The following is a 25,702-nucleotide window of genomic DNA, read 5'->3' as shown; positions in this document are numbered from 1 at the left end:
CTCAACCCCAGTAGCTGCCCTGCACCATGGCCCGCAGACTGCCGTGGTGCAGGATCAGTGTGTCCGGATCGGCCGGGACGGCGACCTCGCCGAAGTACACCTGCCGGTAGGCCACCCGCAGCATCACGATCGCCTGCCGCAGCGCGGCGTACAGCGTGTAGAAGTCCATGTCCCGCGGGGTGTGGCCGGTCAGCCGCGCATAGCGTTCCTCGACGCGTTCCCGGCGCAGGAAGTCGGGCAGTCCGCGCCCGCCGGAGGCGACCGTGAGGTCCTGGAAGAAGCGGTGCAGGTAGAGCGTCCAGCCGAGGTCCACCTCGCGCGGGGCGAGGGCCGCCATCTCCCAGTCGAGGACGGCGACGGGCTCGAAGCCGTCGTGGATCACGTTCCCGATGCGGGCGTCGCCCCAGTTCAGGACGGGTGTGCCCGGATCGTCGGGCCACAGCTCGGCCAGCCGGTCGAAGGCGTCCTCGATGAGCGGTGAGCGGGCGAGGCCGTCGACGACCCAGTCGTAGTAGGCCCGTTGGGCGGCGGCATGCCGGCGCAGCGCGTCGCCCTCGCCGGGAAGAGCGAGGAACTCGGCTTTCCTCAGGGGTACTTGGTCGTGCAGCCGGGCCAGGAGTCCGATCGTCGCGGCCTCCAGGCGCTCCCGTTCCGTGTCGCTCGCCGCGTGCAGCCAGTTGCCCTCGTAGGTGTAGGGCATCACATCGGGCGGGACCCGCCCCTCGACGCGTTCCATGACGAAGAAGGGCGCACCGAGCGGGCCGGGGTCCTCCTCGAGCCACAGCACACGGGGCACGGGCACGTCCGTGCACTCGGCGACGACTCGCATCGTGCGGTACTGCCGGGCCATGTCGTACACGGGGAAGACGGTGTACGCCGCGGGATCCGCCGCGAGCCTCAGCGCACAGGCGCGGACGGGCGGTCGAGGGTGTTCGACGTCGAAGAGCAGGGTCTCGCTGGACATGCCGTTGGCGGCGGGGACGGTCACGCCGACCGCCTTGGCGCCCGGCAGCCGGGTGGCGAGCCAGGCGGTCAGACGGCGGGCCAGTTCCTCCGGATCCCGGGTGGTGGTGCGGGGCCGCGGTGCCGTGGGCATGCTCTCAACTCCCCTGCGGAGCAACGGAGTCGAAGCCGGTGAAGCCGCTCGGGTCGTGGCGGCCGAACGAACCGTGTTCGAAGATCCCGTGGCCCTCCCGGCCGTCGAGACGGAACCGGGCGGCGTGGTCGGTCACCCCGTACCCGGCCAGGGGGTGCGGGCCGGCCAGGTCGTAGGTGCGGCGGTCGGTCCAGCGGGGGCCGCGCCAGGTGCCGTGCTGCCAGTCGTCGGCGGGCGGATAGCCGGCGCCGACGGCGAGCGGGGAGGAGGTGAGGATCTCCGCCTCCAGTTCCAGCGGTTTGCGGTGGTCCCCCAGGTGGATGAGGGCGCGCTCCGGCCGGCGGGTGCCGGGCCGGTAGGTGATCTCCGCCTGGGGCCAGCCGAGTTGGCGGTCACGGCGGCCGGGGCGGACGAGCGTGGCGTCGTTCAGGGAGCGGTAGCCGTCGGCGTCCTCCTGGGTGATGACCATCAGGAAGCGGTCGTCGAAGCGGACCGGGCACCAGATCCAGTGGAACCCCTCGGTCGGATGGTCCTGGGCGAGTCGCCCGCCCTCCTCGCCCGGCACCGGCCGTACACCCCAGCTGCGGTCGCGGGTTCCGGTCCACGCGCCGGCCGTCAGCCGGGTCAGGGCGCCGCCCGCGCGCAGCCACCCCACGCACCGTCCCGCCTGCACGAACCGCTTCCCCTCCAGCGTGAGCCGTCCACCGCGCCGCTGCTGGTGGTGCGGCTCCCACAGGGCCGGGAAGTCCGCCGACCAGTGGATCTCGTACGACAGCCCCTCGGGGTCGTCCGGGTCCGCCGCGCAGCTCAGCACGAAGTCCCGCAGCGGGCGCTCGACCCGGATCCGCAGTGGGCCGACCTCCAGCCGCATACGGTCCTCACCGAGGGCGTCGGAGGCGCGGACGGCGAAGAGGCGATCGCCGAGGCGCAGGGTGGCGTAGGCGTCGATCACACCGAGGTTGGGGTAGACCCCGAGGCCGACGATGAGCAGGGCCCGGCCCTCGTGGTCGAGGACGTGGAAGATGCAGCGGTCGTAGGCGTTCCGGTCCCCGGTCGCGACGTGTTTCATCGACAGGGGCACCTGGTGGACGGGGTACTCGTCGAGCGGCACGGGGCGGTCGTCGCCCATGAGCGCACCTCCCTGAGGGCAAGGGATTTGACGGTACGTCAGACACTGTCCGGCGACCAGATGAAAGTCGGACCGGAACCGGGGCACTGCCCGAACTCACGCTCGACCACGCCTGCCGGTGACCTGCCCCGCGGCCGCGCGTTGCCCTGGTATGACCCCCACCTCTTCGGCTGCGCCCGGGCGTCACCGCCAGCTCTTCGTCCCCCTTCGCCCGGAACCCGTCCGCGCAGAGGCCCTCCGCACGGAAGCCGTCCGCGCGGAGTCCGGTCGCACGGAGTCCGGTCGCGCCGAGGCCGTCCGTGCAGGATCGGTTCCGCTGGCTCCGCCGGCCCCTCAGGACCCGCCCATCTACCGCGCGCTGCTGCGTCTCTGGGCCGACCGGGGTCGTACCCTGCCGGGACGCCACGACCCGGAGTGGGCGCGGCTGGCGGCCCCGCAGGTGCGGCCCGGGCAGTTCAGCGGCTCTCCGGACCCAGCAGGTGACGGGCGATGACCATCCGCTGGATCTGGTTCGTCCCCTCGACGATCTGCAGGACCTTGGCCTCGCGCAGGTAGCGCTCGACGGGGAAGTCGGCGGAGTAGCCGTACCCGCCCAGCACCTGGACGGCGTCGACGGTGATCTGCATGGCGGCGTCCGTGCAGTGGAGTTTGGCCATGGCCGCCTGCCGGGCGAACGGCCGGCCGGCGTCCCGCAGCCGCGCGGCCGCCAGGTACAGCGCCCGGCCCGCCTCGATCCGGGTCGCCATGTCGGCGAGCAGGAAGCGCAGCCCCTGGAAGTCGGCGATCGGCCGCCCGAACTGCCGTCGCCGCACCGCGTAGGCGACTGCCTCGTCCAGGGCGGCCTGGGCGAGACCGACCGCGCAGGCAGCGATGCCGAGCCGCCCGGAGTCCAGCGCGGCCAGGGCGATCGCGAAGCCCTGGCCCTCGTCGCCGATGCGCCGGGCGTCCGGGACGCGCACGCCGTCGAAGTGGACCTGGGCGGTGGGCGAGCCCTTCAGCCCCATCTTCCGCTCGGGGGCCGCGGCGCTCAGGCCCACGGCGTCGGCGGGCACCAGGAACGCCGTGATCCCCCGCGCGCCCTCGCCGCCGGTGCGGGCCATGACGGTGTAGAAGTCGGCGATCCCGCCATGGGTGATCCAGGCCTTGGTGCCGGTGATCACCCAGTCTCCCCGGCCCTCCCGCACGGCCCGGGTCCGCAGCGAGGCCGCGTCCGAACCGGAGGACGGCTCGGACAGGCAGTACGCGCCGAGCAGCCCGCCGCCGAGCACGGCCGGCAGCTGTGCGGCCCGCTGCTCCCGCGTGCCGTGGGCAGCCAGCGGATAGGCGGCCAGGGTGTGCACGCTCACCCCGAGTCCGACGGTGAGCCTGGCCGCGGCCAGCTCTTCGAGGACCTGGAGATAGACCTCGTAGGGCTGGTCGCCGCCGCCGTGCGCGGAGTCGTACGGGAGACCGAGCAGCCCCGATTCGGACAGGAGGGTGAACAGCTCGCGCGGGAAGCGCCCGGCGTCCTCCTCCGCCGCGGCGGCCGGCGCGATCTCGCGGCGGGCGATGTCGCGCACCAGCGTCATGAGTTGCCGGGCCTCGGCCGTGGGCAGGACGCGGTCCACCGGCGTCGGCGGGCGGTCGGGCATGGCGGCTTCCTCCTCCGTGGCCGACTCGCGGCTTCGCGCTGTGAGTATGCGCGCGCGGCGCCGTCACCGCACGGCTGATTGGTCCAAACCATTGACCTGACTGGTCTAGTCCACCTACCGTTTCGGTCCAACGCTTCCCCGCGTTCATGCCAATCGGCGTGCGATCCCCTCCCTGTCCCCTGCGAGGAGACACCCGATGCACACCCCGCTCCACCCCCGCGCCCGGTTCCGGACGCTCCTGTCAGCCGCCTGTTGCGCCGCTCTCGGCGCCGCCCTGCTCGTCGGCGCGAGCACCGCCAGCGCCGGCGAGCCCGGCCCCGCCAAGGGGCACACCACCGGCGCGACCGGCTCCAAGGTCGTCGGCTACTTCACCGACTGGGGCATCTACGACCGCCAGTACTACGTCAAGAACATCGAGACGTCCGGCTCGGCGAAGAAGCTCACCCACATCAACTACGCCTTCGGCAACGTCACCGACGGCAAGTGCGCCCTCGGCGACTCCTGGGCGGACACCGACAAGCCGTTCACCGCCGAGGAGTCCGTGGACGGCGTGGCCGACACCGCGGACCAGCCGCTCAGCGGCAACTTCAACCAGCTGCGCAAGCTGAAGAAGCTGCATCCGAACCTCAAGGTCATCTGGTCGTTCGGCGGCTGGAGCTGGTCGGGCGGCTTCGGCGAGGCGGCCAAGGACCCGGCGGCCTTCGCCAAGTCCTGCCACGACCTCGTCGAGAACCCCAAGTGGGCCGACGTCTTCGACGGCATCGACATCGACTGGGAGTACCCGAACGCCTGCGGCCTCACCTGCGACACCAGCGGCCGGGAGGCGTTCCGGGACGTCATGAAGGCACTGCGCGCCGAGTTCGGCAAGCGGGAGCTGATCACCGCGGCGATCACCGCGGACGCCACCGCCGGCGGCAAGATCGACGCGGCGGACTACGGCGGCGCGGCACGGTACGTCGACTGGTACAACCCGATGACGTACGACTACTTCGGCGCCTGGGCGGCCACCGGCCCGACGGCACCGCACTCGCCGCTGACCTCGTACCCCGGCATTCCGCAGCAGGGCTACGACTCCGCCGCCACGATCGCCAAGCTGAAGAGCCTGGGCATCCCGGCCCGCAAACTGCTGCTCGGCATCGGCTTCTACGGGCGCGGCTGGACCGGCGTCACCCAGGCGAAGCCGGGCGGCACGGCCACCGGGCCGGCGGCCGGCACCTACGAGGCCGGCAACGAGGACTACAAGGTGCTCAAGACCAAGTGCCCGGCGACCGGCACGGTCGGCGGCACCGCGTACGCCAAGTGCGGGAACGACTGGTGGAGTTACGACACCCCGGCGACCATCGCCACGAAGATGAAGTACAAGTCGCAAGCGGGCCTGGGCGGCACGTTCTTCTGGGAGCTGAGCGGGGACACCGCGAACGGTGAGCTGATCAAGGCGATCAAGTAGCCCACCGGGTAGGCCACTTGGGGCGGAGGACCACGAGCCTTCGCCCCAAGTCCCTTTGTCCGGTGGGTCAGTCCACTTGCCCGGTGGGTCAGTCCTCTTGCCCGGTGGGTCAGTCCTCTTGCCCGGTGGGTCAGTCCTCTTGCCCGGTGGGTCAGTCCTCTTGCCCGGTGCGTCAGTCCTCTTGCCCGGTGCGTCAGTCCTCTTGCCCGGTGCGCCAGTCCTCTTCTCCGGGGTCAGTCCTCGCGCTGGGCCGGCTTCGGCGCGGGGAAGGCGGGGTCGAGTTCCTCGATGGCGCGCATGGAGCCGCCCAGGGTCTTCACCAGCAGGTCGCCCATGACCTCGCGGGAGAGTTCGGGGCGGTCGATCCAGGCCAGGGTGGCGCCCTCGACGCTGCACACCCAGGCCAGCAGGCCCATGCGGGGCAGCGGCGGGATGTCGGCACTGCCGTACGCGCCCTCGGCGATGGTCGAGACGATCGCCGCGCGCACCCCGTCCCGGATGGCGTGCACCTCGGTGTCGAAGCCGACGCCGCCGCTGACGATCGTCCGGTAGGCGGCCTGGTTGTGCTCGGCGTAGCGCAGGTAGCTGTCGATGGTGCGGTGCACCCGGTCCACCTGGGGCAGTTCATGACCGCTCGCCGCGAAGGTGACCAGATCGGCGACGGAGTCCTGGATGATCGCCAGGTAGTAGCCGCGCTTGGACTGGAAGTAGTAGTAGATCAGCCCCTTGGCCACGTGCGCCTGCCGGGCGATGTCGTCCATCGAGAGCGCGTCGTAGGACGTGTCGGCGAACAACTTCCGCCCGATGGAGATGAGTTCGGCGCGACGCGCCAGTGAGCGCTCGGTGCCGCGTGCCCGGGGACGGGCGACTTCGCGCTGTTCACTGATATTCAATTTCGACCCTGGTCTCGGGCAGTCTGCGGGACATCCGCAGTATGTCAGGTCAACCGCGCGTCAGGTCCCACCCGTCACAGCAGTCCGAGCTGGGTGATCAGCATCGCGACGACGGCGACGAGAACCCAGCCCATGACGTGTTCCAGGAGCTTCGGGCCGTCGGTCTCGGGACCGCCGGTGCGGGTGCGGGCGGCGGTGGCTGTCTGTGCGGTCATGGTGTCTCGCTGAGGTCGGACGAACTGGGTGGATTCCCCCCACCTGCCCTTCCACCTTGCCACCTCGCGGGTCCCTTGCGGCAGAGACCTTACTCACACGGGGACGCCCACTGCCGTGAGGGCCTGGCACTGGCGCGCGGTCGGACGCGCCGGAAAGTAGAGGTAGCAGACGCCTCCGGTGCCGGAGACGACATTGTCGCTCGCGTTGTGGCGCTTGGTCCTGAGCCAGACGTTCTCGAACTCCCGCCGCCGGTACACGCGCCGCACCGCCGAGTCGTCGGCCGAGAACGGGTCGTTGGCGATCACATCGCCCGCGGCCGTGAAGCCGATCACGGTCATCAGATGCCCGGCGGTGCCGTAGCCCGCTCCGGTGAGCTCCGCTTTGAGGAAGGACTGGGACGTCATGGCCGGGATCCCGGCGGCGATCAGCGTCTCGAGGTCGGTGAGCGAGCCGAGCCGGGTGACCACGCCCTGCAGGTCGGCGAAGGTGGCCGCGTAGGCGGCGTTGAACGGCCAGTTGCCGCAGCCGCCGTACTGGTGGTCGTAGGTGAAGCGGGCCGCGTGGCACACCTGCGGGTCGGCGTAGGCGGGGTCGACCCACGCCAGCTGCTGGGCGCTGAGCCGGCCGCCCCAGTACTCGACGATCATCTGCGAGGAGGTCGGGCTGCACCAGGCCTCGCCGCCGCTGTCGTACTCGGGGTACTGGCCCTGGTGGATCTCCTGCGAGTAGCGCGGGACGTCCAGCTCGTGCGCGAGGCCGGGCACGGAGGCCGGCACGGTGAAGCGGTCCGGGACGTCGGAGCCCATCGCGCCCAGCCGCCACACGGTCGGGGTGAGCTGGGTGCCGGGCCGGCGGTACAGGGTGAGCCGGAGCCGGTACGAGGCGACGCGCAGGCCCGTCGAGGCGTCGTCGATCGCGAGCGTGTCGGTCCAGACGGTGCTTCTGCCGTCGCTCTGGCCGTCGACCGAGGTCCGTTTGACGTCCTGGTCGCCGGAGGCCCAGCGGCCCATCACGTACCAGGGGGTGTCGGTGCCGTCGGAGTAGGAGCCCTTCAGCTCGACCTGGAGCCAGGTTCCGGCCGGGGTGCTCGCGTTCCAGGAGGCGATCACCTCCGTCGAGGGGACGGCGAGCGTGTGGAGCGGCGAGGTCCAGGTCGCGTGCTCCCAGGCGGCGGTGGTCCTGGTGTGCGGGTCGGTGTAGTCGACGGCGCCGAGCGGGGTGGCGACGGCGACGCCCGGACGGTCGCCCGCGACGGCACGGACGCCCCGGGCGGTGCCGGCGCTCCAGTCGGCGTAGGTGGTCCAGGCGCGGTAGTCGACGGAGCGGACCGGGGCCGATTCCGCGTCCCCGACGCCTGTGGAGCTCCCCGCGTCCACCGCGTCGGCGGCCGCCGCGGACGGTGCCGAGCCCCCTGCCAGCGCGGCGGCGACCACGGTGGCGAGGACCGATCTACGGGACGGCGGTTCGACTCTGCTCATGGGCGGGGACCCCCAAGGTGTCTGCACGGCTGTGCGCCCACTATGGACTCGCCCACCGGCACTTCCGCCGGTGCCACGCCCACGGCGGCAGCGGGCCTGAGCCAGTCGTGTGGGCCGGCGGCCGTAGACTTTCGCGCCGGTACCGACGCCTTCCCGCCCCCTCCAGGACCCGCCCGCTCCCCCGCTCCTCCCACCCCAGGACCCGTCATCGACCAGCTCGCCGCCCGGCTCCGCCGTCTGCCCCCGTCCTGCGGGCCGGTGCGGCTGATCGCCGTCGACGGACACGCCGGCTCGGGGAAGTCGACCTTCGCCGGGCGGCTGGCCGAGGCGCTGGGCGGTGCGCCGGTGCTGCGCCTCGACGACATCGCCAGCCACGACGAGCTCTTCGCCTGGACCGACCGCCTGCTCGCCCAGGTGATCGAGCCCTTCGGCCGCGGCGAGAGCGCGCGCTACGCCTCCTACGACTGGCGCGCCCGCCGCTTCGGCCCGGCCGGGGCACTGCCCGCCGCGCCCGTCGTCCTGGTCGAGGGGGTCGGCGCGGGCCGCCGCGCCCTGCGGCCGTTCCTGGCGTGTCTGCTGTGGATGGATGTGCCGGCCGAGGAGGCCTGGGCGCGTGGACGGTCGCGGGACGGCGAGGAGCAGCGGGAGTTCTGGGACGGGTGGGTTCCGGCCGAAGTCCGCCACTTCGCCGAGGATCCCTCGCGACCGTATGCGGATCTGCTGGTGCGGCAGTTGCAGCAGGGGTACGAGGTGCTGCCGGGGCCCGTGGGAGGCATTGGTCCGCACCAGGATGTCACCCACCGTGAGGGACCACCCGCGATGTGGTGAACCTGTGAAGGCTCCCACATTCGAAGTTCGCCAAGTGCTCCAACTCCGCTTGACCGGCGGCCCGTACAGGACTTACGTTCTGAATGTGCGGCATACGAAGCCGCCCTCAGACGCGAAGCCCCCGGTTGTTCCCCCGTGATCGGGGGCTTCGTTCTGTCCTCAGCCCGTTCGCCGCCCCTTTTCCGGACGCGACGCGGCAGGTTTCGCTCACCCTGGGTCACCGCCCGGTATGCGCCCCATCCTGCTCCCACCTCGTCAAACGGCCTGTGCGGCACCCTACGGCGGGCCGTGCCCACGCAGGTACGATGCCCTCGGTGCGACCTGGACAGGGCTTACGCGCACCTGGCAACTCCGGTCCGCGGCACAGCGGTTCGACCAAGGCAGCCGGCGAGCGACGGCTCGGCTGTCTACCGACGGGGGCACGGTTCGTGGGGGACGTGATGGACTTCGGAACGCAGGGTCTGGAGGCCCCGGCCGACCTCGCCTGGCTACGCGGCGTGGACGCCTACACCATGGGCGCGTATCCGCAGGCGGAGGAGGAGTTCCGCACCGCGGTGCGGATCGATCCGGGGATGGCCGACGGCTGGCTCGGGCTGCACGCGCTGCGCGTCGACACGACGACCGCGCTGCTGCGGATGTTCCGGCACCGCGAGCGCTTCGGCGAGCAGCGGACCAGGCACCGCCGCACCCTCAACTCCTGGTACTGGCTGGGCTGGTGGGTCCAACCGGTGCTGGAGAGTCCGCGCGATCTGCTCCTCGCGCACGCCTCGCACTGGCTGGACGGCCGTCATGTGCCCGAGTTGGACCGGGCGCTCGCCGGGCTCCCGCCCGTCGACACCGACCACCAGGTCCGCTTCCTGCACGCCTGCCGCGCCTACCTCGTCAAGGACTGGGAACAGCTGGTCCGGCACACCGACCCGCTGCTCGACGATCCGCTGCTGGGCATCGAGGCCGGGCTGTTCGGCGGGATGGCCCGGGTGCGGCTGGAGATGTACGGACAGGCCGAGCCGCTGCTCTCGGCGGCCCTGATGCGCTGCCGCAGCGAGCAGCCGCAGCGCAAGGAGCTGCGGTACTGGCTGGCCCGGGCGCACGAGGGCACCGGCCGTTCGGCGGCCGCGCTCCCGTTGTACCGGGCGGTGCACCGCGTCGACGCCGCCTTCATGGACACCACGGCCCGGCTCGCCGCGATCGCCGAGGGCGACGGGTACGACGACACGGCCGACTTCGCGGCGATCACGCTCACCGGGGTCGGGCAGGACATGGTGGACGGGCCGGACGGCTTCGACCCGCTGTTCGGCACGGAGGGCCGGGACCTGCGGCTCACCGAGCCGGCCGACCTGCCGCCGGTGGTCCCGCTGCCGTCGGTGACCGACCCCGCGGTGCGCGAGAAGAACCTCGTCGCCTCCCCGCTGCCGGCCGGGCCCACCGACCCCGTGTTACTCGAGGAGGCGCTCGCCGAACTGGAGCGCATGGTGGGCCTGGAGCCGGTGAAACGCCAGGTCAAAGCCCTGTCGGCACAGCTCAACATGGCCCGGCTGCGGACCGGGCAGGGCCTTCCGGTCCAGCCGCCGAAGCGGCACTTCGTCTTCTCCGGGCCCTCCGGCACCGGCAAGACCACGGTGGCCCGCATCCTGGGTCGCGTCTTCTACGCCCTCGGGCTGCTGGGCGGCGACCATCTCGTGGAGGCCCAGCGGGCCGACCTGGTGGGCGAGTACCTCGGCCAGACGGCCGTGAAGGCCAACGAGCTGATCGACTCCGCGCTGGGCGGGGTGCTCTTCGTCGACGAGGCGTACTCGCTCTCCAACTCCGGCTACGGCAAGGGCGACGCGTACGGCGACGAGGCGTTGCAGGTGCTGCTGAAGCGGGCCGAGGACAACCGGGACCACCTGGTGGTGATCCTGGCCGGCTACCCGGAGGGCATGGACCGGCTGCTGGCCGCGAACCCCGGACTGTCCTCCCGCTTCACGACCCGCGTCGACTTCCCCTCCTACCGCCCTCTCGAGCTGACCTCCATCGGCGAGGTGCTGGCCGCGGAGAACGGTGACGTGTGGGACGAGGAGGCCCTGGACGAGCTGCGCTCGATCGCCGGGCACGTGGTCGACCAGGGCTGGATCGACGAGCTGGGCAACGGACGGTTCCTGCGGACCCTGTACGAGAAGAGCTGCGCCTACCGGGATCTGCGCCTGTCGACCTACCCGGGCGCCCTGACCCGGGACGACTTGTCGACACTGCGGCTGCCGGACCTGATGCAGGCGTACGGCGAGGTCCTCTCGGGGAGGGGCCCGCAGGATCCCTCCCCGACCTGACGGCCCGCGGAGCGTCAGCTCGCCAGCGCCTCCTCCGGATCGTCGCTCACCCTCGGCTCCGTCAGTCTGACCTCCGGAATCTCCCGGTGGGCGGGGTCGGTGACCTCGCCGACCAGCAGCTCCAGCACGTCCTCCAGCGTGACCAGGCCGAGGACCTTGCCGGAGGCGTCGGCGACCTGCGCCAGATGGGTCGCCGCCCGGCGCATGACCGTCAGGGCGTCGTCCAGCGGCAGGTCGGAGCGGAGTGTCGTCATCGGACGCCACACCTGCTGCGGCACCGCCCGCTGGGAGTCCTCCACGTCGAGGACGTCCTTCACATGCAGGTAACCCATGTAGGCGCCGTTCTCCGCGGCGACCGGGAAGCGCGAGTAGCCGGTGCGGGCGGTCAGCTCGACGATCTGGCCCGGGGTGACCGCCGGGCCCACCGTGACCAGGGACTCACGCTTCAACAGCACGTCCGTCACCGGACGGGAGCCCAGCTCCAGCGCGTCCTCCAGCCGCTCCTGCTCCTCGCGGCCGAGCAGACCGGCCTGGCCGGAGTCCTCCAGCAGCCGGTTCAGCTGCTCGCTGGTGACGACGGCCTCCACCTCGTCCCGGGGCTCCACGTGGAAGAGCCGCAGGATGCCCTGGGCGCAGGCGCCGAGGGCCACGGTGATCGGCCGGCACAGCCGGGCGAAGGCGACCAGGCCGGGGCCGAGCCACAGCGCGGCCTTCTCGGGGGCCGCCATGGCGAGGTTCTTCGGGACCATCTCGCCGATGACGAGGTGGAAGAAGACCACGGCCGCGAGGGCTATGACATAGCCCAGCGGATGGATCATCCCGTGCGGGAGGTGGATCCACTCGAACAGCGGCTCCAGCAGCTGGGCGACCGTCGGTTCGGCGACCGCGCCCAGGGTGAGGGAGCAGACGGTGATGCCGAACTGGGCCGCCGCCATCATCTGGGGCAGGCGTTCCAGGCCGTGCAGGACCTGGCGGGCCCGCGCGGTGCCCAATGGCTCGATCTGGCTGCGCCGGACGGAGACGAGCGCGAACTCTGCGCCGACGAAGAAGCCGTTGGTGAGCACGAGCAGCGCGGCGAAGACGAGTTGGAGGGCGCTCATCGGGAGACCTCCACGACCTGGCCGGTCCGCACCAGCCGGACCCGTTCGGCCCGGTAGTGGCCGACCCTGCGCACCGACAGCCGCCAGCCGGGCAGCTCGGCCCGGTCACCGACCGCCGGGATGCGCCCGAGCAGGTCGGCGACGAGCCCGGCGACCGTCTCGTACGGTCCCTCGGGGACCTCCAGGCCTATGCGCTGGAGGGTGTCGACGCGGCAGCTGCCGTCCACGTCCCATGCGGGCCTGCCCTCCTCGGGCGGAGCCGCGGCGAGTTCGGGGGTGTCCTGGCCGTCGTGCTCGTCGCGGACCTCGCCGACGATCTCCTCGACGATGTCCTCCAGGGTGACCACGCCGGCCGTGCCGCCGTACTCGTCGACGACGACGGCGATGGGCTGCTCGCTGCGCAGCCGGGCCAGCAGGGGCTGGACGGGCAGGGTCTCGGGGACCAGCAGCGCCGGGCGGGCGATCCGGCCGAGCGGGGTGCGCAGCCGGTCGTGGACGGGGATCGCCAGGGCGTCCTTGAGGTGGACCATGCCGACGATCTCGTCGATCTTCTCGCGGTAGACCGGGAACCGGGACAGGCCGGTGGCCCTGGTCAGGTTGACCACGTCCTCGGCGGTGGCCGACGACTGCAGGGCACTGACCTTCACCCGCGGGGTCATGACGTGCTGCGCGGTCAGCTCGGCCAGCGACAGGGTCCGTACGAACAGGTCGGCCGTGTCCTGTTCGAGGGCGCCGGCCTGGGCCGAGTGACGGGCCAGGGACACCAGTTCGCCCGGGGTTCGGGCGGAGGCCAGCTCCTCGGTGGGCTCGACGCCCAGCGCGCGCACCAGACGGTTGGCGACGGTGTTGAGGGCCGAGATCACCGGCCGGAACAGGCGTGAGAAGGCAGCCTGCGGGCCCGCGACGAACCGCGCGACCTGCAGGGGCTTGGACACCGCCCAGTTCTTGGGCACGAGCTCGCCGATCACCATCTGCACGGCGGACGCCAGCAGCATGCCGACGACCACGGCGACACCGGAGACGGCGCCCTCGGGGATGCCGATCGCGGTGAACGGGCCGTGCAGCAGCTCCGCGAGCGCCGGTTCGGCGAGCATGCCGACGACGAGGGAGGTGATGGTGATGCCGAGCTGGGTGCCGGAGAGCTGGAAGGACAGTTCCTTCAGCGACTCGACGACCGTACGGGCTCGTTTGTCGCCCTCGGCGGCGGCCTTCTCGGCCTCCGGGCGCTCGACCGTGACGAGGCCGAACTCGGCGGCGACGAAGAAGCCGTTGGCGAGGATGAGCAGGAACGCGGCTGCCAGGAGCAGCAGGGGGGTGGTCATGTTGCCGCCGCCTCCGAGCTATGTCGGATGGGGGCGGCGCAGGTACTACAGGACGAACCGTCCATCGCCGGAGAGGGTCACTCCTCGGGTAGCAGGAACCCCCGTGCGCCCGGCAGGGCACAACAGGGGCGGAGGCGCAAGGGGAACGCCTCCGTCACCAGATTAATCAAGACAGGGGCTTCTGCGGCAGGGTGGACGGCCCCGAGTCAGCCCTGATCTTGCTCGGAGTCCTTCTCGGGGTCCCGGATCGACCTGGCTTCGGCGAGCGCGCGCAGGGCCCGCGCGTCGGCGATGGCCTGCTGCTTGTCGATGCCCGGCTGGATGCCGAGCGCCGGCAGGCTGGTGCCGTCGCTGAGGTCGAGGAACACCCAGGGATCGCCCGGCCGGAGGTTCACCTTGAGGATCTCCGCCCAGGCCAGGCGTCGTCTGGAGGCGATGTTCACGACCGTGACACCGGAGTCGTCGGCGACGACCCGCACCCGGGCGAGCTGGGCCAGCACCCAGAAGACGAGGGCGCCGGTGAGGATGAAGCTGAGCCGCTCCCCCGGGCCGAGCTGCTCCAGCAGCATCGCCACGGCGGAGATGACGAGCAGGATCGCGACTCCGGCCGTGAGCAGCACCACACGGGTGCGGCCCGGCCGGAAGGTGACGGGGAGGGTGGGCAGCTCGCCACCCGGGGAATCGGGCATCTTCGCGTAGGTCTCTCGGGGCCTCAGAGGCGGCAGGCGTGGATGGCCGTGGTCAGGATGGCGCGGGCGCCGATGTCGTACAGGTCGTCCATGATCCGCTGGGCCTCCTTGGCGGGGACCATGGCACGGACGGCGACCCAGCCCTCGTTGTGCAGCGGGGAGACGGTCGGCGACTCCAGGCCCGGGGTCAGCGCGACGGCCTTCTCGAGCTGCTCGACGCGGCAGTCGTAGTCCATCATCACGTACGTCCGGGCAACCAGGACGCCCTGCAGGCGGCGCAGGAACTGCTGGACCTTCGGCTCCTCGACGTCCGCGCCGGTGCGGCGGATCACGACGGCCTCGGACTTCATGATCGGGTCGCCGAACACCTCCAGGCCCGCGTTGCGCAGCGAGGTGCCGGTCTCGACGACGTCCGCGATGACCTCGGCGACGCCCAACTCGATGGCGGTCTCGACGGCGCCGTCCAAGTGGACGACGGAGGCGTCGATGCCGTTGTCGGCGAGGTGCTTGGCCACGATCCCCTCGTAGGAGGTGGCGACCGTCTTGCCCTTGAGGTCCTCGACGCCGGCCGCCGCGCCCGGCTTGGAGGCGAAGCGGAAGGTGGAGCGGGCGAAGCCGAGCGGCAGGATCTCCTCGGCGTTGGCGCCGGAGTCGATCAGCAGATCGCGGCCGGTGACGCCGATGTCGAGGCGGCCGGAGGAGACGTAGATCGCGATGTCGCGGGGGCGGAGGTAGAAGAACTCGACCTCGTTGACCGGGTCGACGATCCGCAGCTCCTTGGACTCCCGGCGCTGCTGGTAGCCGGCCTCATGCAGCATCTCCGCCGCAGGGCCTGACAGGGAACCCTTGTTGGGGACGGCGATGCGCAGCATGAGGTCGGCTTCCTTCGCTTGAAAGGGGGTTTGTCGGTAAGCGGTTTTACAGGTGGGCGTACACGTCGTCGAGCGAGATTCCGCGGGCGACCATCATCACCTGGACGTGGTAGAGCAGCTGCGAGATCTCCTCGGCGGCTGCCTCCTTGCCCTCGTACTCGGCAGCCATCCAGACCTCGGCGGCCTCTTCGACGACCTTCTTGCCGATGGCATGGACGCCCTTGCCGACCAGTTCTGCGGTGCGGGAAGTGGCGGGGTCGCCGCTGGCGGCCTTCTGCTGGAGCTCGACGAAGAGCTCCTCGAACGTCTTCTTGGACATGGTGATCCCACCCTAGCCGTTATGTCGGCCGGCCTAGCGCCAGGGTTCAGATACTGAGCGGAGGGTGGCCGCGGTCGCCACGGCCGCCGTCACCGCCTCGTGTCCCTTGTCCTCGTTCGAGCCCTCGATGCCGGCCCGGTCCAGGGCCTGCTCCTCGGTGTCGCAGGTGAGGACGCCCATGCCGACGGGGACGCCGGTCTCCACGGAGACCTGGGTGAGGCCCTGGGTGACGCCCTGGCACACGTACTCGAAGTGCGGGGTGCCGCCGCGGATGACGACTCCGAGGGCGACGATCGCGTCGTAGCCCCGCCCCGCCAGCACCTTGGCGACGACCGGGAGCTCCCAGCTGCCGGGGACCCGCAGAAGGGTCGGCTCGTCGATGCCGAGGTCGTGCAGGGCGCGCAGCGCGCCGTCGACCAGACCGTCCATCACCTTCTCGTGCCACTGTGCCGCGATGACGGCGACCCGCAGGTCACCCACATTGCGTACGGACAGTTCCGGTGCACCCTTGCCGCTCACTTCTCTCCTCTGACGCTGTCGGTACTGGTGACGCTGTTCTTACTGGTTGCCGCAGGGGGACACGGGAGCCGTGTCCAGCCAGGGCAGGTCGTGTCCCATCCGGTCCCGCTTGGTGCGCAGGTAGCGGATGTTGTGCTCGCCGGCCTGTACGGGCATCGGCTCGCGCGCGGTGATCTCGAGGCCGTGCCGGACGAGCGCGTCGGTCTTCTCGGGGTTGTTCGTCATCAGCCGGACGCTGTGCACGCCGAGGTCCTCGAGGATCTGCGCGCCCGCCCCGTAGTCGCGGGCGTCGGCGGGCAGGCCCAGCTCCAGGTTGGCGTCCAGGGTGTCGTGGCCCTGTTCCTGGAGCTCGTACGCCCGCAGCTTGGACAGCAGGCCGATGCCGCGGCCCTCGTGTCCGCGCAGGTAGACCACCACGCCCCGGCCCTCGCTCTGGATGCGCTCCAGGGACGCGTCGAGCTGGGGGCCGCAGTCGCAGCGCAGGGAGGCGAAGACATCGCCGGTGAGGCACTCGGAGTGGACCCGGACCAGGACGTCCTTGCCGTCGCCGATCTCGCCGTGGACGAGGGCGACGTGCTCGACGCCGTCGACGGTGGAGCGGTAGCCGTACGCGGTGAACGTGCCGTGGACGGTGGGCAGTCGGGTCTCGGCCTCGCGCCGGACGGTGGGCTCGGCACTGCGGCGGTAGGCGATCAGGTCCTCGATGGAGATGATCGTCAGGCCGTGCTTGCGGGCGAAGGGGATCAGTTCGGGCAGCCGGAGCATCCGGCCGTCCTCGCCGGCGATCTCGACGATCGCGCCGGCCGGGCGCAGCCCCGCGAGCCGGGCGAGGTCGACGGCGGCCTCGGTGTGGCCGTTGCGGGTGAGGACGCCGCCGGGCTTGGCGCGCAGCGGGAAGATGTGCCCGGGCCGGACGAAGTCCGTGGCCTGTGCCTGGCCGCCGGCCAGCAGTCGGAGCGTGGTGGCGCGGTCGGCGGCCGAGATGCCGGTGGTGACGCCATGGGCGGCGGAGGCGTCGACGGAGACCGTGAACGCCGTCTGCATCGACTCGGTGTTGTCCGCGACCATCTGCGGGAGCTCCAGGCGCTCCAGCTCTTCGCTCTCCATGGGGGCGCAGATCAGGCCGCGGCACTCGCTCATCATGAAGGCGATGATCTCGGGGGTGGCCTTCTCGGCGGCGACCACGAGATCGCCCTCGTTCTCGCGGTCCTCGTCGTCGACGACCACGATGGGGCGGCCGGCGGCGATGTCGGCGATGGCCTGCTCGACGGGGTCCAGCGCGAAGTCCTCGACGCCGTCCGTGCTGTAGAGGATCGGTGCGGTACTCATGCCGGCGCTCCTTCCAGAGCGGGGTGCGAAGCCTTGCGGGAGCGCAGCCACCAGTCGCGCATGCCCCACAGGACGAGCGCGCCGTAGATGACGTAGACGAAGCCGGAGAAGGCGTAGCCGTTGGCGAAGTTGAGGGGGACGCCGACGACGTCGACGAGGAGCCAGGCGATCCAGAACTCGACCATCCCGCGAGCCTGGGCGTACATGGCGACGATGGTGCCGACGAAGATGTAGGCGTCCGGCCAGGGGTCCCAGGACAGGGTCGGATAGGCCTTGAAGAGCAGGGCGACGGCGACCGTGCCGACGGCGGCGGCGCCGACCATGCTCGCGCGTTCGGGCCAGTTGGCGAACCGGGGCGTGATCTGGCCGTCCGCGGACCGCCCCTTGCTCCGGTTCCACTGCCACCAGCCGTACAGGGCGACGACCATGACGACGACCTGCTTGCCGGCGCTGCCGGTCAGATGGCCGTAGAAGGCGCCGAACAGGACGAGCCCGGAGAGGAACTGCACCGGCCAGGTCCACAGGGAGCGGCGCCAGCCGAGGGCGAGGGTGATCAGGCCGAGGATGTTGCCGATCATGTCCGACCAGAGGATGTGCTGGTCGAGAAGGGTGAACGCCTCGGAGTTCAGCGAGTTCACTGCCCTGCCCCCTGGGTGGTGGTCAGCAGCCGCTCGACGTACTTGGCGACGATGTCCACCTCGAGGTTGACCGGGTCGCCGGGCTGCTTGAGGCCGAGCGTGGTCAGGGCGAGGGTGGTGGGGATGAGGCTGACCGTGAAGTGGTCGAGGCCCGCGTCGACGACGGTGAGGCTGATGCCGTCGACGGTGATGGAGCCCTTCTCCACGACGTACCGGGCGAGGTCGGCGGGGAGGGAGATCTTGATGATCTCCCAGTTCTCGGAGGGCTTGCGCTCCAACACCGCGCCGGTGCCGTCGACATGGCCCTGCACGATGTGCCCGCCGAGGCGGTCGCCGACGGCGGTGGGGCGTTCGAGGTTGACGCGCGAGCCGACGCCGAGGGCGCCGAGGCTGGAGCGGGTCAGGGTCTCCGCCATGACGTCGGCGGTGAATTCATCGCCCTCGTGCTCGACGACGGTGAGACACACGCCGTTCACGGCGATGGAGTCGCCGTGCTTCGCACCGTCGGTCACGACGGGGCCGCGCAGCCGGAAGCGGGAGGCATCGCCGAGGTTCTCGACGGCGGTGATCTCACCCAGCTCTTCGACGATTCCGGTGAACACTTCCCGGGTCCTCCTGCCACATAGGGGCACGGACTCCGGGGCCTGTCGAGGACGACAGAATGTACGAGCGACGACACCGGGAGCGACGCCGGACAGACCCGCCCATACGGACGAGCACATACGGCGGCGCGCACGAATGCCCGCCCGCCGCGCACTGCCTCCCATCCGGACTTTAACCGTCGGTCCAGGAATTTCACCTGGTCAACCGGTCGCTGGAAGCGACCGGGTCGCGGACTATAACCGCCGGTTCGGACTTTCACCGACCCCGGAGTGCGCTGCTTTAGGTACAGGGCCAGTGTGCCACGCCCGATGCTGGTCCATACAGGTGAACCGTGTGGGTTGGCTCACAGAGCGTCAACCCGGTCCCGGTCCGCACCTATTGACGTGTTGGTCTAGTCCTTTCTAGGGTCGACGGGTGCGGCCCGGTGGCGGTGACGACGGCCCTTGCCCGCCGCCGGGCTCTTTCAGGTGCGGGCCACGGCGAACCCGGGCAGGCTGGACTTCGTAGAGCGTCGGTGCAGAGTCCGAAGGGGCTGAACGGAATGACCACGATCCTGGTGACCGGAGCCACCGGAACCCTCGGCCGGCTCGTCGCCCCGCGACTGCTGGCCGACGGGCACGAGGTGCGCGCGCTGAGCCGGCACAGCCGGCCGTACGCCGTGGACCTGCGCGAGGGCGGGGCCGGTCTGGACGCGGCCGTCGCGGGCGTGGACACGATCGTGCACTGCGCGACCACCCCGCGCGGGGGCGACGAACAGGCCGCCGCGAACCTGATCGCCGCGGCGCAGAAGGCCGGGGTGAGGCATCTGCTCTACATCTCGATCATCGGCGTGGACCGGGTGCCGCTCCCCTACTACAGGACGAAGCTCGCGGTGGAACAGCTGGTGGAGGAGTCGGGACTGGGCTGGACCGTGCTGCGCACGACCCAGTTCCACGACCTGCTCGTCCAGCTCTTCCAGATGCTGGCCAAGGTGCCGGTGATGGTCCTGCCGGCCGGGGTCGGCGACCAGCCGGTGGAGGTCGCGGAGGTCGCCGACCGGCTCGCGGAACTGGCGGCGGGCGCGCCGGCCGGCCGGGTCGACGACATGGCCGGGCCCGAGGTCCGCACGCTCGAGTCACTGGCCCGCGCGTTCCTGAAGGCGAGCGGCAGGCGGTGCGCGGTGGCGAACGTACCCCTGTGGGGCACGGCCTACCGGGCCTTTCGCGAGGGCGGCCACCTGGCGCCGGAGCGGGCGGTGGGCAAGGGAACGTTCGAGGACTACCTGGCGACCCGCATCCGACGCCAGGACAGGTCCTAGGGCTGCCGCCGGCCGGCGTCGGTTCTCGGCGCCGCCCCGAACAGCTCCTCCTGGGCGGACTCGCGGGCGGTGAGCAGCGCGCCGCGCAGCACCGCGCCGCCGCCCAGCACGCTGGGGCGTACCTCCGTGGGCAGCGGCGCCATCCGCCGGAGCCGCCGCGCCACCCGGCCCGCGAGCACCTCGCCGCCGGCCTGCCCGACCTCACCGCCGAGGACCACACAGCCCGGGTCGAGGACGGCGACGACGGAGGCGGCCCCGAGGGCGAGACGGTCGGCGAGAGCGTCGAGGAAGCGGGCGGCGGGGGCCGTGTGAACCGCAAGCTCCGCTTCCTGGGCCAGCGCCTGCCGGACCAGCGCCGCCGCCACCGGCTCGTCGGCGTGCGCGTCCGCCGTCAGGCCGTGCTCCGCCGCCAGTGCGGCGATCGCCGCCGAGCCGGCCAGGGAGTGGAAGCCGCCCTCGCAGTCCGTCGCCGACGGCAGGCCGCTCGTGCCGGGGACCGGCAGGAAGCCGATCTCGCCGGTGCCGCCGGAGGCCCCGCGGCGCAGGGCGCCGTCCAGGACGACCGCCGCGCCGGTGCCGTGTCCCAGCCACAGCAGGACGAAGGTGTCGCGGTCCCGGGCGGCGCCCTCGCGCTGTTCGGCCAGGGCGGCGAGGTTGGTCTCGTTCTCGACGTTCACCCGCGCGTGGGGCAATCGCTCTTGGAGGGCGGCGACCAGGCGGCGGTGCCACTCGGGCAGGCCGCTGGAGTCGCGCAGTTCGCCGCTCGCGGGGTCGATCAGGCCGGGCGCGCCGATGCCGAGGGTGTGCAGCCGGTCGGCGCCGGCCTCCTTCACCGCCCGCTCGACGAGCGTGACCGCCTGCTCCACGGCCGTCCCGGTGCCCGTGTCACCGCCGATCGGCACGGACGCCTCGGCTAGCACCCGGCCGACGAGGTCGCAGACGAGCACCGCGACGCCCTCGGTGCGTACGTCCAGCGCGGCCAGGTGGGCGCGGTCCGCGACGATGCCGTAGAGCTTCGCGTTCGGCCCGCGGCGCTGCCCGCCCGTCTCCCCCGCGACCTCGATCAGGCCGGCGGCGGCAAGACGTTCGACGAGGTCGGCGACAGTGGGCCGGGACAGGCCGGTGAGCTGCTTCAACTGCCCCGCCGTCAACGGGCCTTCACTCTGCAGCAGCCGTAGGGCGAGCCGGTCGTTGATGGCCCGGGCGGTGCTCGGGGATGCGGGCATGCGCGGAATCCTCCCATGGCCGACCCGGTCGGAGGCTCCGGACGTCCTCTATTTATCAGGCAGGGTTCCTGATAGTTTACGACGGCACCGCGGCCGGGCGGTACCGAGCAGGGAGTCAGGAGGGCCAGCAGAATGAGTGAAGTGGTCTGCGCACCGTCGGAGGCACGGCGCGCCCGGTACGCCGTGGCGGCCGTGTTCACCGTGCACGGCGCGGTCACCGGTTCGTTCGCCACCCGGGTGCCGTGGATCCAGGACCACGCCGGCGTCTCCACCGGCCAACTCGGGTTCGCCCTGGCCTTCACGGCGTTCGGGGCGGCCTGCGCGATGCCGCTGGCGGGCTCGATCACCCACCGCTTCGGCAGCCGGGCGGCCCTGCGCGCACTGCTCGCGATGTGGACGCTGTCGCTGACCCTGCCCGCCCTCGCACCGAACCTGCTCACCCTGTGCCTGGCCATGTTCGCGTACGGAGCCAGCGCGGGCATGGCCGACGTCGCGATGAACGCCCTCGGCGTCGAGGTGGAGCGGCTGCTCGACCGGTCGATCATGTCGGGGCTGCACGGCATGTGGAGCGCGGGCGCCCTGATCGGCTCGGCCGGCGGGACGCTCGCCGCACACCTGGGCTCGGACGCGCGGCTGCACCATGTGCTGGCGGCGGCCGTCCTCACCGCCCTCGGTCTGCTGGCCTGTCACTGGGTGCTGGATCTGCGTCCTGCCGACGACGAGGAGCCGCCGCCGCGGTTCACGCTGCCGCCCCGCTCGGCGCTGCTGATCGGCGCGGTCGGGTTCTGCGCGGTGTTCGCGGAGGGCGCGAGTCTGGACTGGTCGGCCGTGTATCTGCGCGACCGGCTCGAGTCGTCGGCCGGGCTCGCGGCGGCCTGTACGACCGGCTTCATGTTCACGATGGCGGTGGCCCGGATCGCGGGCGACGCGGCGGTGAACCGGTTCGGCGCGGTGCGTACCGTCCGGGCGGGCGGCGTCCTCGCCGTGCTGGGCGGGCTGCTGATCGTCGTCGCGGACGACCCGGCGGTGGCGATCGGCGGGTTCGGGCTGATGGGGCTCGGCATCGCGGTCGTCGTACCGCTCTGCTTCGCCGCGGCGGGGCGCAGCGGGCCGAATCCCAGCCAGGCCATCGCGGGCGTGGCGACGATCACGTACACCTCCGGTCTGATCGCCCCCAGCCTGATCGGCGGGGTGGCGCAGGCGACCAGCCTGGTGGTGTCGTTCGGCGTGGTGACGGTGCTGTCGTGCGGGCTGGTGGCGTTCGCGGGTGTGCTGCGGGGCGCAGAGCGGACGGCCGCCACGAAGGTCGCTCCGCAGGCCGAGACGGTTTCGGGTAGCTGAGCGGTCGTTCGGCCTCTGGTTGCACGTGAGAATGATCCGGACATCCGCATCCTCATGAAAGCGACCTCGCACCATGGATCTCGGCGTCCGCTGGAAACTGCACGGCGACGGACGCACCCCGGCGCCCGGGGCGGTGGTCCGCCCCGACGAGCGGCTCTCCTGGCCCCGCACGGCCGGGCTCGGCGCCCAGCACGTGGTGGCGATGTTCGGGGCGAGCTTCGTGGCGCCCGTCCTGATGGGCCTGGATCCGAACCTCGCCATCATGATGTCCGGCGTCTCGACCGTGATCTTCCTGCTCGCGACCCGCGGCCGGGTGCCCAGCTACCTCGGGTGCTCCCTGTCCTTCGTCGGCGTGGCCGCGGTCATCCGGGCGCAGGGCGGCACGAGCGCCACCGTCACCGGGGCGGTGTTCGTCGTCGGGGCCGCGCTGTTCGTCGTCGGACTGGCGGTGCAGCGGTTCGGGGCGCGGATCATCCACGCCGCGATGCCGCCGATCGTGACGGGCGCGGTCGTGATGCTGATCGGCTTCAACCTCGCCCCGGTCACCGCCGCCACCTACTGGCCGCAGGATCAGTGGACGGCCCTGCTGGTCATGCTGTTCACCGGTCTGGCGGTGGTGTGCCTGCGCGGTTTCTGGTCCCGGATCGCGATCTTCCTCGGCCTGGTGTTCGGGTACGTCGTCTCCTGGGCGTTCGACCGGATCTTCGGCCGGATCCACTCCGCCGACGCGAGCGGCAAGGTCACCGACCACTGGCGCCTCGACCTGTCCGGCGTCGGGCAGGCCGACTGGATCGGCCTGCCCACGTTCCACGGCCCCTCCTTCGAGTGGTCGGCGATCCTGGTGGCGCTGCCGGTCGTGATCGCGCTGGTCGCGGAGAACGCCGGGCACGTCAAGGCGGTCGGCGAGATGACCGGCGACGACCTGGACGACCGGCTCGGCACGGCGATCTCCGCCGACGGCGTCGGCTCGATGCTGTCCACGGCGGTGGGCGGCCCGCCCAACACCACCTACTCCGAGAACATCGGCGTGATGGCCGCGACCCGGGTCTACTCCACGGCCGCCTACTGGGCCGCCGCCGGGTTCGCGCTCCTGTTCGGCCTGTGCCCGAAGTTCGGCGCGGTCGTCGCCGCGATCCCCGGGGGCGTCCTCGGCGGCATCACCGTCATCCTGTACGGCATGATCGGTCTGCTCGGTGCGCAGATCTGGCTCAACGCCGGGGTCGACCTGCGCAACCCGTTGAATCTGGTGCCGGCCGCGGCGGGCATCGTCATCGGCGTCGGGAACGTGACGATGAAGTTCACCGACACCTTCTCGCTGAGCGGCATCGCGCTCGGCACGCTCGTCGTCATCACCGGCTACCACGCGCTGCGCGCCTTCGCGCCCGCCCATCTCACGTCGCAGCGGCCCCTGTTGGACGAGGGCACGAGCAGCTACGACGAGGCCAGCTCGTAGGCGTACGACGGGCTGAACTCGCCCGCCGCCCCCTTGCAGCCGTCCGACTCCCCCGGCAGCTTCACCCACAGGTAGGCGTCGATCCGGTCCTCGCCGGTGGCGAACGTGGGGGCTCGGCCGATCTTCCGGCCGTCCGGGTCGCACCACTCGCCGTCGGCGGGCGCGCCGTTGCCGTTGCGGCTGGTGTCGATGACCGCGCCCAGGCCGGGCGGGCCGCCGAGGGCGTCCAGGACCCGCCGGTCGTAGGCGGCCTCGTCGGCGGTGTCGTGGAAGTTGGAGACGTTGCTGAAGATCCCGTCGGAGGACGCCGCCGAGGCGGCCCCGGCCTGTTTCAGCAGTGCGGCCTGCTCGGCCGGGGCGTTCCAGCCGGAGTGGCCCGCGTCGTAGTAGACGTGCGCCTTCGGGTTCGCCGTCTTGAGCACGCGCCCGGCGCGGGCCAGGGCGGCGAAGCGGTCGGCCCGTCCGCCCTCGTCGAGGCAGTCGGCCTGGGCGATCGAGTCCGGTTCCAGGACGACCACGACCTCGTGGGAGCCGAGCCCGGCGGCGAACCGGTCGATCCAGTCGGCGTAGGAGTCGACGTCGGGCGCCCCGCCCTCGGAGGCGCCGCCGCAGTCGCGCTCCGGGATCGCGTACGCCACCAGGACGGGCACCCGGCCCTGGGCGGCGGCGCCCGCGGTGACCGCGCGGACCCGTGCGGTGACCGTGTCGGGGGCGTAGTCGGCGATCCACACGGCCGCCGGCCGGCTCGCGATCCGTGACTCGATGACGTCGGCGCGCGGATCGGCCGGGTTGTCGCGCACCCAGTCGAGGATCTGGGACTCGGGGTGGCGGTAGAGGCTCACGGGCGCGGCGGCCGCCCGGGGTCGGCTCGTGGTGCGGGCGGCCGAGGGCGTCGGCTTCGTCGTCGAGGCGGCGACCGAGGGGGACGCGGACGGGCGCGGGGAGGGCGGCGGCGAAGGGGACACAAGCGTCGCACCCGCCTTCGGGCGGGCCCGCTCGGTGTCGCGTCCGCCGTCGTCGGCGTCGTCGCCGAGCGCGGTCATCGTCCCGGTCGCGGCGCCCAGGGCGACCACGGCCGAGGCGACGGCGACCATGACACTGCGTCGGCCGGCCCGCCGCACACGTAAGCCCTGCACCGTGCTGTTCCCCCTCCCGCGCGACGGGCTCGTTCCCCCGTTCCGGGGAAGCGTCGGGCCCGCCGACACGCGGGCCAGCCTAGGGCTGCGAATCTGCCCCCATGCCGCAATCGGAACAGTTCACCGCTCCCGTCGAGACGGGCGTCGACGCGTTCGGCGCCGTCGCCACGAGCGTCGACGACGTGCTCGCCCGCATGCGCGCCCTCGACGCGGCCCTGCCTCCGCTCGACGGGGTCGCGGTCTTCAACCGCGTCTACCTCGCGGTGACCCAGGAGGTCGGCCGGCGCATCGACAGAGGCCGGTTCACGGACCCGCAGGCCGCGATCACGCTGGACGTACGGTTCGCGGAGCGCTACCTGGACGCGGTGGACCCGGCGTCGGCCGACCGGCGCGCGCCGGCCTGCTGGCGCCCGCTGCTGCAGTTCCGCCGCCATCCCGGCGTACGTCCGCTGCAGTTCGCGCTCTCCGGCATCAACGCGCACATCGGGCACGATCTCGCGCTCGCCGTCGTGGACGCCTGTCGTAGCCTCGGCTGCGAACCGGTCGAGCTGGAGGACGAGTTCGACCGCGTGGGCGATCTCCTCGTCTCGCTGGAGGAGCGCATCCGCGAAGAGCTGATGCCGGGGCCCGATCTGTTGCAGATCGCCGATCCGCTCACCCATCTGCTGGGCTCCTGGAGCCTGGAGCGGGCCCGGGACGCCACCTGGACGGCGGCCCGCGCGCTGTGGGCGCTGCGCCGACTGCCGGACGTCGCCGAGGAGTTCACCGACCGGCTCGACACGGCGGTCGGCTTCGCGGGCCGCATGATGCTCACACCGCTGTGAGGCCCGTCGG

Annotated in this window: 24 protein-coding genes and 1 riboswitch; of the genes, 7 read left to right on the top strand and 17 right to left on the bottom strand. The window is 71.9% G+C overall.

Features of this window, described 5'->3' with window-relative positions:
* Position 1: 1 nt before the first annotated feature.
* The 3 genes from ABZ725_RS41350 to ABZ725_RS41340 form a co-directional block, all read right to left on the bottom strand.
* Positions 2-1,096 (bottom strand): phosphotransferase family protein, encoded by a 1,095-nt coding sequence (locus tag ABZ725_RS41350; RefSeq protein WP_358807500.1) that lies wholly within the window; start codon positions 1,094-1,096, stop codon positions 2-4.
* Positions 1,097-1,100: 4 nt separating this feature from the next.
* Positions 1,101-2,225, bottom strand: a complete 1,125-nt coding sequence (locus ABZ725_RS41345; protein WP_358807499.1) for a hypothetical protein — start codon at positions 2,223-2,225, stop codon at positions 1,101-1,103.
* Positions 2,226-2,680: 455 nt separating this feature from the next.
* Complete coding sequence (locus ABZ725_RS41340) at positions 2,681-3,856, bottom strand: acyl-CoA dehydrogenase family protein (RefSeq protein ID WP_358807498.1); 1,176 nt, start codon at positions 3,854-3,856, stop codon at positions 2,681-2,683.
* Between the two features lie 196 nt (positions 3,857-4,052).
* Between ABZ725_RS41340 and ABZ725_RS41335 the strand changes: the two genes are divergently transcribed.
* A complete protein-coding gene (locus tag ABZ725_RS41335) occupies positions 4,053-5,303 on the top strand; it encodes a glycosyl hydrolase family 18 protein (protein WP_358807497.1) in 1,251 nt (416 codons plus the stop codon).
* 233 nt (positions 5,304-5,536) lie between these two features.
* Here ABZ725_RS41335 and ABZ725_RS41330 read toward each other — a convergent pair whose 3' ends face one another.
* The 3 genes from ABZ725_RS41330 to ABZ725_RS41320 form a co-directional block, all read right to left on the bottom strand.
* Positions 5,537-6,196 carry a TetR/AcrR family transcriptional regulator gene (locus ABZ725_RS41330; protein WP_358807496.1) on the bottom strand — a complete coding sequence of 220 codons (660 nt, stop codon included), beginning with the start codon at positions 6,194-6,196 and terminating at the stop codon, positions 5,537-5,539.
* 74 nt (positions 6,197-6,270) lie between these two features.
* Positions 6,271-6,411, bottom strand: a complete 141-nt coding sequence (locus ABZ725_RS41325) for an SCO1431 family membrane protein (RefSeq protein WP_358807495.1) — start codon at positions 6,409-6,411, stop codon at positions 6,271-6,273.
* Positions 6,412-6,504: 93 nt separating this feature from the next.
* On the bottom strand, positions 6,505-7,890 hold the full coding sequence (locus tag ABZ725_RS41320) for a peptidase C39 family protein (protein ID WP_358807494.1): 1,386 nt from the start codon (positions 7,888-7,890) through the stop codon (positions 6,505-6,507).
* A 207-nt stretch (positions 7,891-8,097) separates the two neighbouring features.
* On the opposite strand from ABZ725_RS41320, the gene ABZ725_RS41315 reads away from it, so the two are divergent.
* Complete coding sequence (locus tag ABZ725_RS41315) at positions 8,098-8,718, top strand: hypothetical protein (RefSeq protein ID WP_358807538.1); 621 nt, start codon at positions 8,098-8,100, stop codon at positions 8,716-8,718.
* A gap of 440 nt (positions 8,719-9,158) precedes the next feature.
* On the top strand, positions 9,159-11,024 hold the full coding sequence (locus tag ABZ725_RS41310; protein WP_358807493.1) for an AAA family ATPase: 1,866 nt from the start codon (positions 9,159-9,161) through the stop codon (positions 11,022-11,024).
* Positions 11,025-11,038: 14 nt separating this feature from the next.
* On the opposite strand, the gene ABZ725_RS41305 is transcribed toward ABZ725_RS41310, so the two are convergent.
* The 9 genes from ABZ725_RS41305 to ABZ725_RS41265 form a co-directional block, all read right to left on the bottom strand.
* Positions 11,039-12,124, bottom strand: coding sequence for a hemolysin family protein (locus ABZ725_RS41305; protein WP_358807492.1), 1,086 nt, complete (start codon positions 12,122-12,124; stop codon positions 11,039-11,041).
* Positions 12,121-13,446 (bottom strand): hemolysin family protein, encoded by a 1,326-nt coding sequence (locus tag ABZ725_RS41300; RefSeq protein WP_358807491.1) that lies wholly within the window; start codon positions 13,444-13,446, stop codon positions 12,121-12,123. Before ABZ725_RS41300 ends, ABZ725_RS41305 begins: the two co-directional genes overlap by 4 nt.
* A gap of 206 nt (positions 13,447-13,652) precedes the next feature.
* Positions 13,653-14,135 (bottom strand): PH domain-containing protein, encoded by a 483-nt coding sequence (locus ABZ725_RS41295; RefSeq protein ID WP_358807490.1) that lies wholly within the window; start codon positions 14,133-14,135, stop codon positions 13,653-13,655.
* Positions 14,136-14,158: 23 nt separating this feature from the next.
* Positions 14,159-15,007: an ATP phosphoribosyltransferase gene (hisG, locus tag ABZ725_RS41290; RefSeq protein WP_351918806.1), complete on the bottom strand. Its 849-nt coding sequence runs from the start codon at positions 15,005-15,007 to the stop codon at positions 14,159-14,161.
* 46 nt (positions 15,008-15,053) lie between these two features.
* Complete coding sequence (locus ABZ725_RS41285) at positions 15,054-15,326, bottom strand: phosphoribosyl-ATP diphosphatase (RefSeq protein WP_358807489.1); 273 nt, start codon at positions 15,324-15,326, stop codon at positions 15,054-15,056.
* A gap of 33 nt (positions 15,327-15,359) precedes the next feature.
* Positions 15,360-15,845 (bottom strand): 6,7-dimethyl-8-ribityllumazine synthase, encoded by a 486-nt coding sequence (ribH, locus tag ABZ725_RS41280; RefSeq protein WP_030613284.1) that lies wholly within the window; start codon positions 15,843-15,845, stop codon positions 15,360-15,362.
* 39 nt (positions 15,846-15,884) lie between these two features.
* A complete protein-coding gene (locus tag ABZ725_RS41275) occupies positions 15,885-17,174 on the bottom strand; it encodes a bifunctional 3,4-dihydroxy-2-butanone-4-phosphate synthase/GTP cyclohydrolase II (RefSeq protein ID WP_358807488.1) in 1,290 nt (429 codons plus the stop codon).
* Positions 17,171-17,812: a nicotinamide riboside transporter PnuC gene (gene pnuC, locus ABZ725_RS41270; protein ID WP_358807487.1), complete on the bottom strand. Its 642-nt coding sequence runs from the start codon at positions 17,810-17,812 to the stop codon at positions 17,171-17,173. The genes ABZ725_RS41275 and pnuC overlap by 4 nt, the downstream gene beginning before the upstream one ends.
* Positions 17,809-18,414, bottom strand: coding sequence for a riboflavin synthase (locus tag ABZ725_RS41265; protein WP_358807486.1), 606 nt, complete (start codon positions 18,412-18,414; stop codon positions 17,809-17,811). Before ABZ725_RS41265 ends, pnuC begins: the two co-directional genes overlap by 4 nt.
* Before the next feature lie 147 nt (positions 18,415-18,561).
* A riboswitch (FMN riboswitch) is annotated at positions 18,562-18,692 on the bottom strand.
* 264 nt (positions 18,693-18,956) lie between these two features.
* Between ABZ725_RS41265 and ABZ725_RS41260 the strand changes: the two genes are divergently transcribed.
* Complete coding sequence (locus ABZ725_RS41260; protein ID WP_358807485.1) at positions 18,957-19,712, top strand: SDR family oxidoreductase; 756 nt, start codon at positions 18,957-18,959, stop codon at positions 19,710-19,712.
* On the opposite strand, the gene ABZ725_RS41255 is transcribed toward ABZ725_RS41260, so the two are convergent.
* Positions 19,709-20,938: an ROK family transcriptional regulator gene (locus ABZ725_RS41255; RefSeq protein WP_358807484.1), complete on the bottom strand. Its 1,230-nt coding sequence runs from the start codon at positions 20,936-20,938 to the stop codon at positions 19,709-19,711. The two genes, ABZ725_RS41260 and ABZ725_RS41255, sit on opposite strands and share 4 nt — an antisense overlap.
* Positions 20,939-21,070: 132 nt before the next feature.
* Here ABZ725_RS41255 and ABZ725_RS41250 point away from each other — a divergent pair, with 132 nt between their 5' ends.
* The gene (locus ABZ725_RS41250) at positions 21,071-22,279 is read left to right on the top strand and encodes an MFS transporter (RefSeq protein WP_358807483.1); all 1,209 of its coding nucleotides are present in this window, start codon (positions 21,071-21,073) and stop codon (positions 22,277-22,279) included.
* A gap of 73 nt (positions 22,280-22,352) precedes the next feature.
* Positions 22,353-23,732: a solute carrier family 23 protein gene (locus ABZ725_RS41245; protein WP_358807482.1), complete on the top strand. Its 1,380-nt coding sequence runs from the start codon at positions 22,353-22,355 to the stop codon at positions 23,730-23,732.
* Here the strand turns inward: ABZ725_RS41245 and ABZ725_RS41240 are convergent.
* The gene (locus tag ABZ725_RS41240; protein WP_358807537.1) at positions 23,711-24,826 is read right to left on the bottom strand and encodes a glycoside hydrolase family 6 protein; all 1,116 of its coding nucleotides are present in this window, start codon (positions 24,824-24,826) and stop codon (positions 23,711-23,713) included. The genes ABZ725_RS41245 and ABZ725_RS41240 overlap by 22 nt on opposite strands.
* Before the next feature lie 143 nt (positions 24,827-24,969).
* Between ABZ725_RS41240 and ABZ725_RS41235 the strand changes: the two genes are divergently transcribed.
* Positions 24,970-25,692: a DUF5995 family protein gene (locus ABZ725_RS41235; protein WP_358807481.1), complete on the top strand. Its 723-nt coding sequence runs from the start codon at positions 24,970-24,972 to the stop codon at positions 25,690-25,692.
* Positions 25,693-25,702 lie beyond the last annotated feature (10 nt).

It is taken from the genome of Streptomyces sp. NPDC006872 (genome assembly GCF_040635845.1).
In the GTDB taxonomy this organism is placed as follows: Bacteria; Actinomycetota; Actinomycetes; order Streptomycetales; family Streptomycetaceae; genus Streptomyces.
Note: the sequence above shows the minus strand (reverse complement) of the source record. Positions and strands in the feature narration are given on the sequence as shown.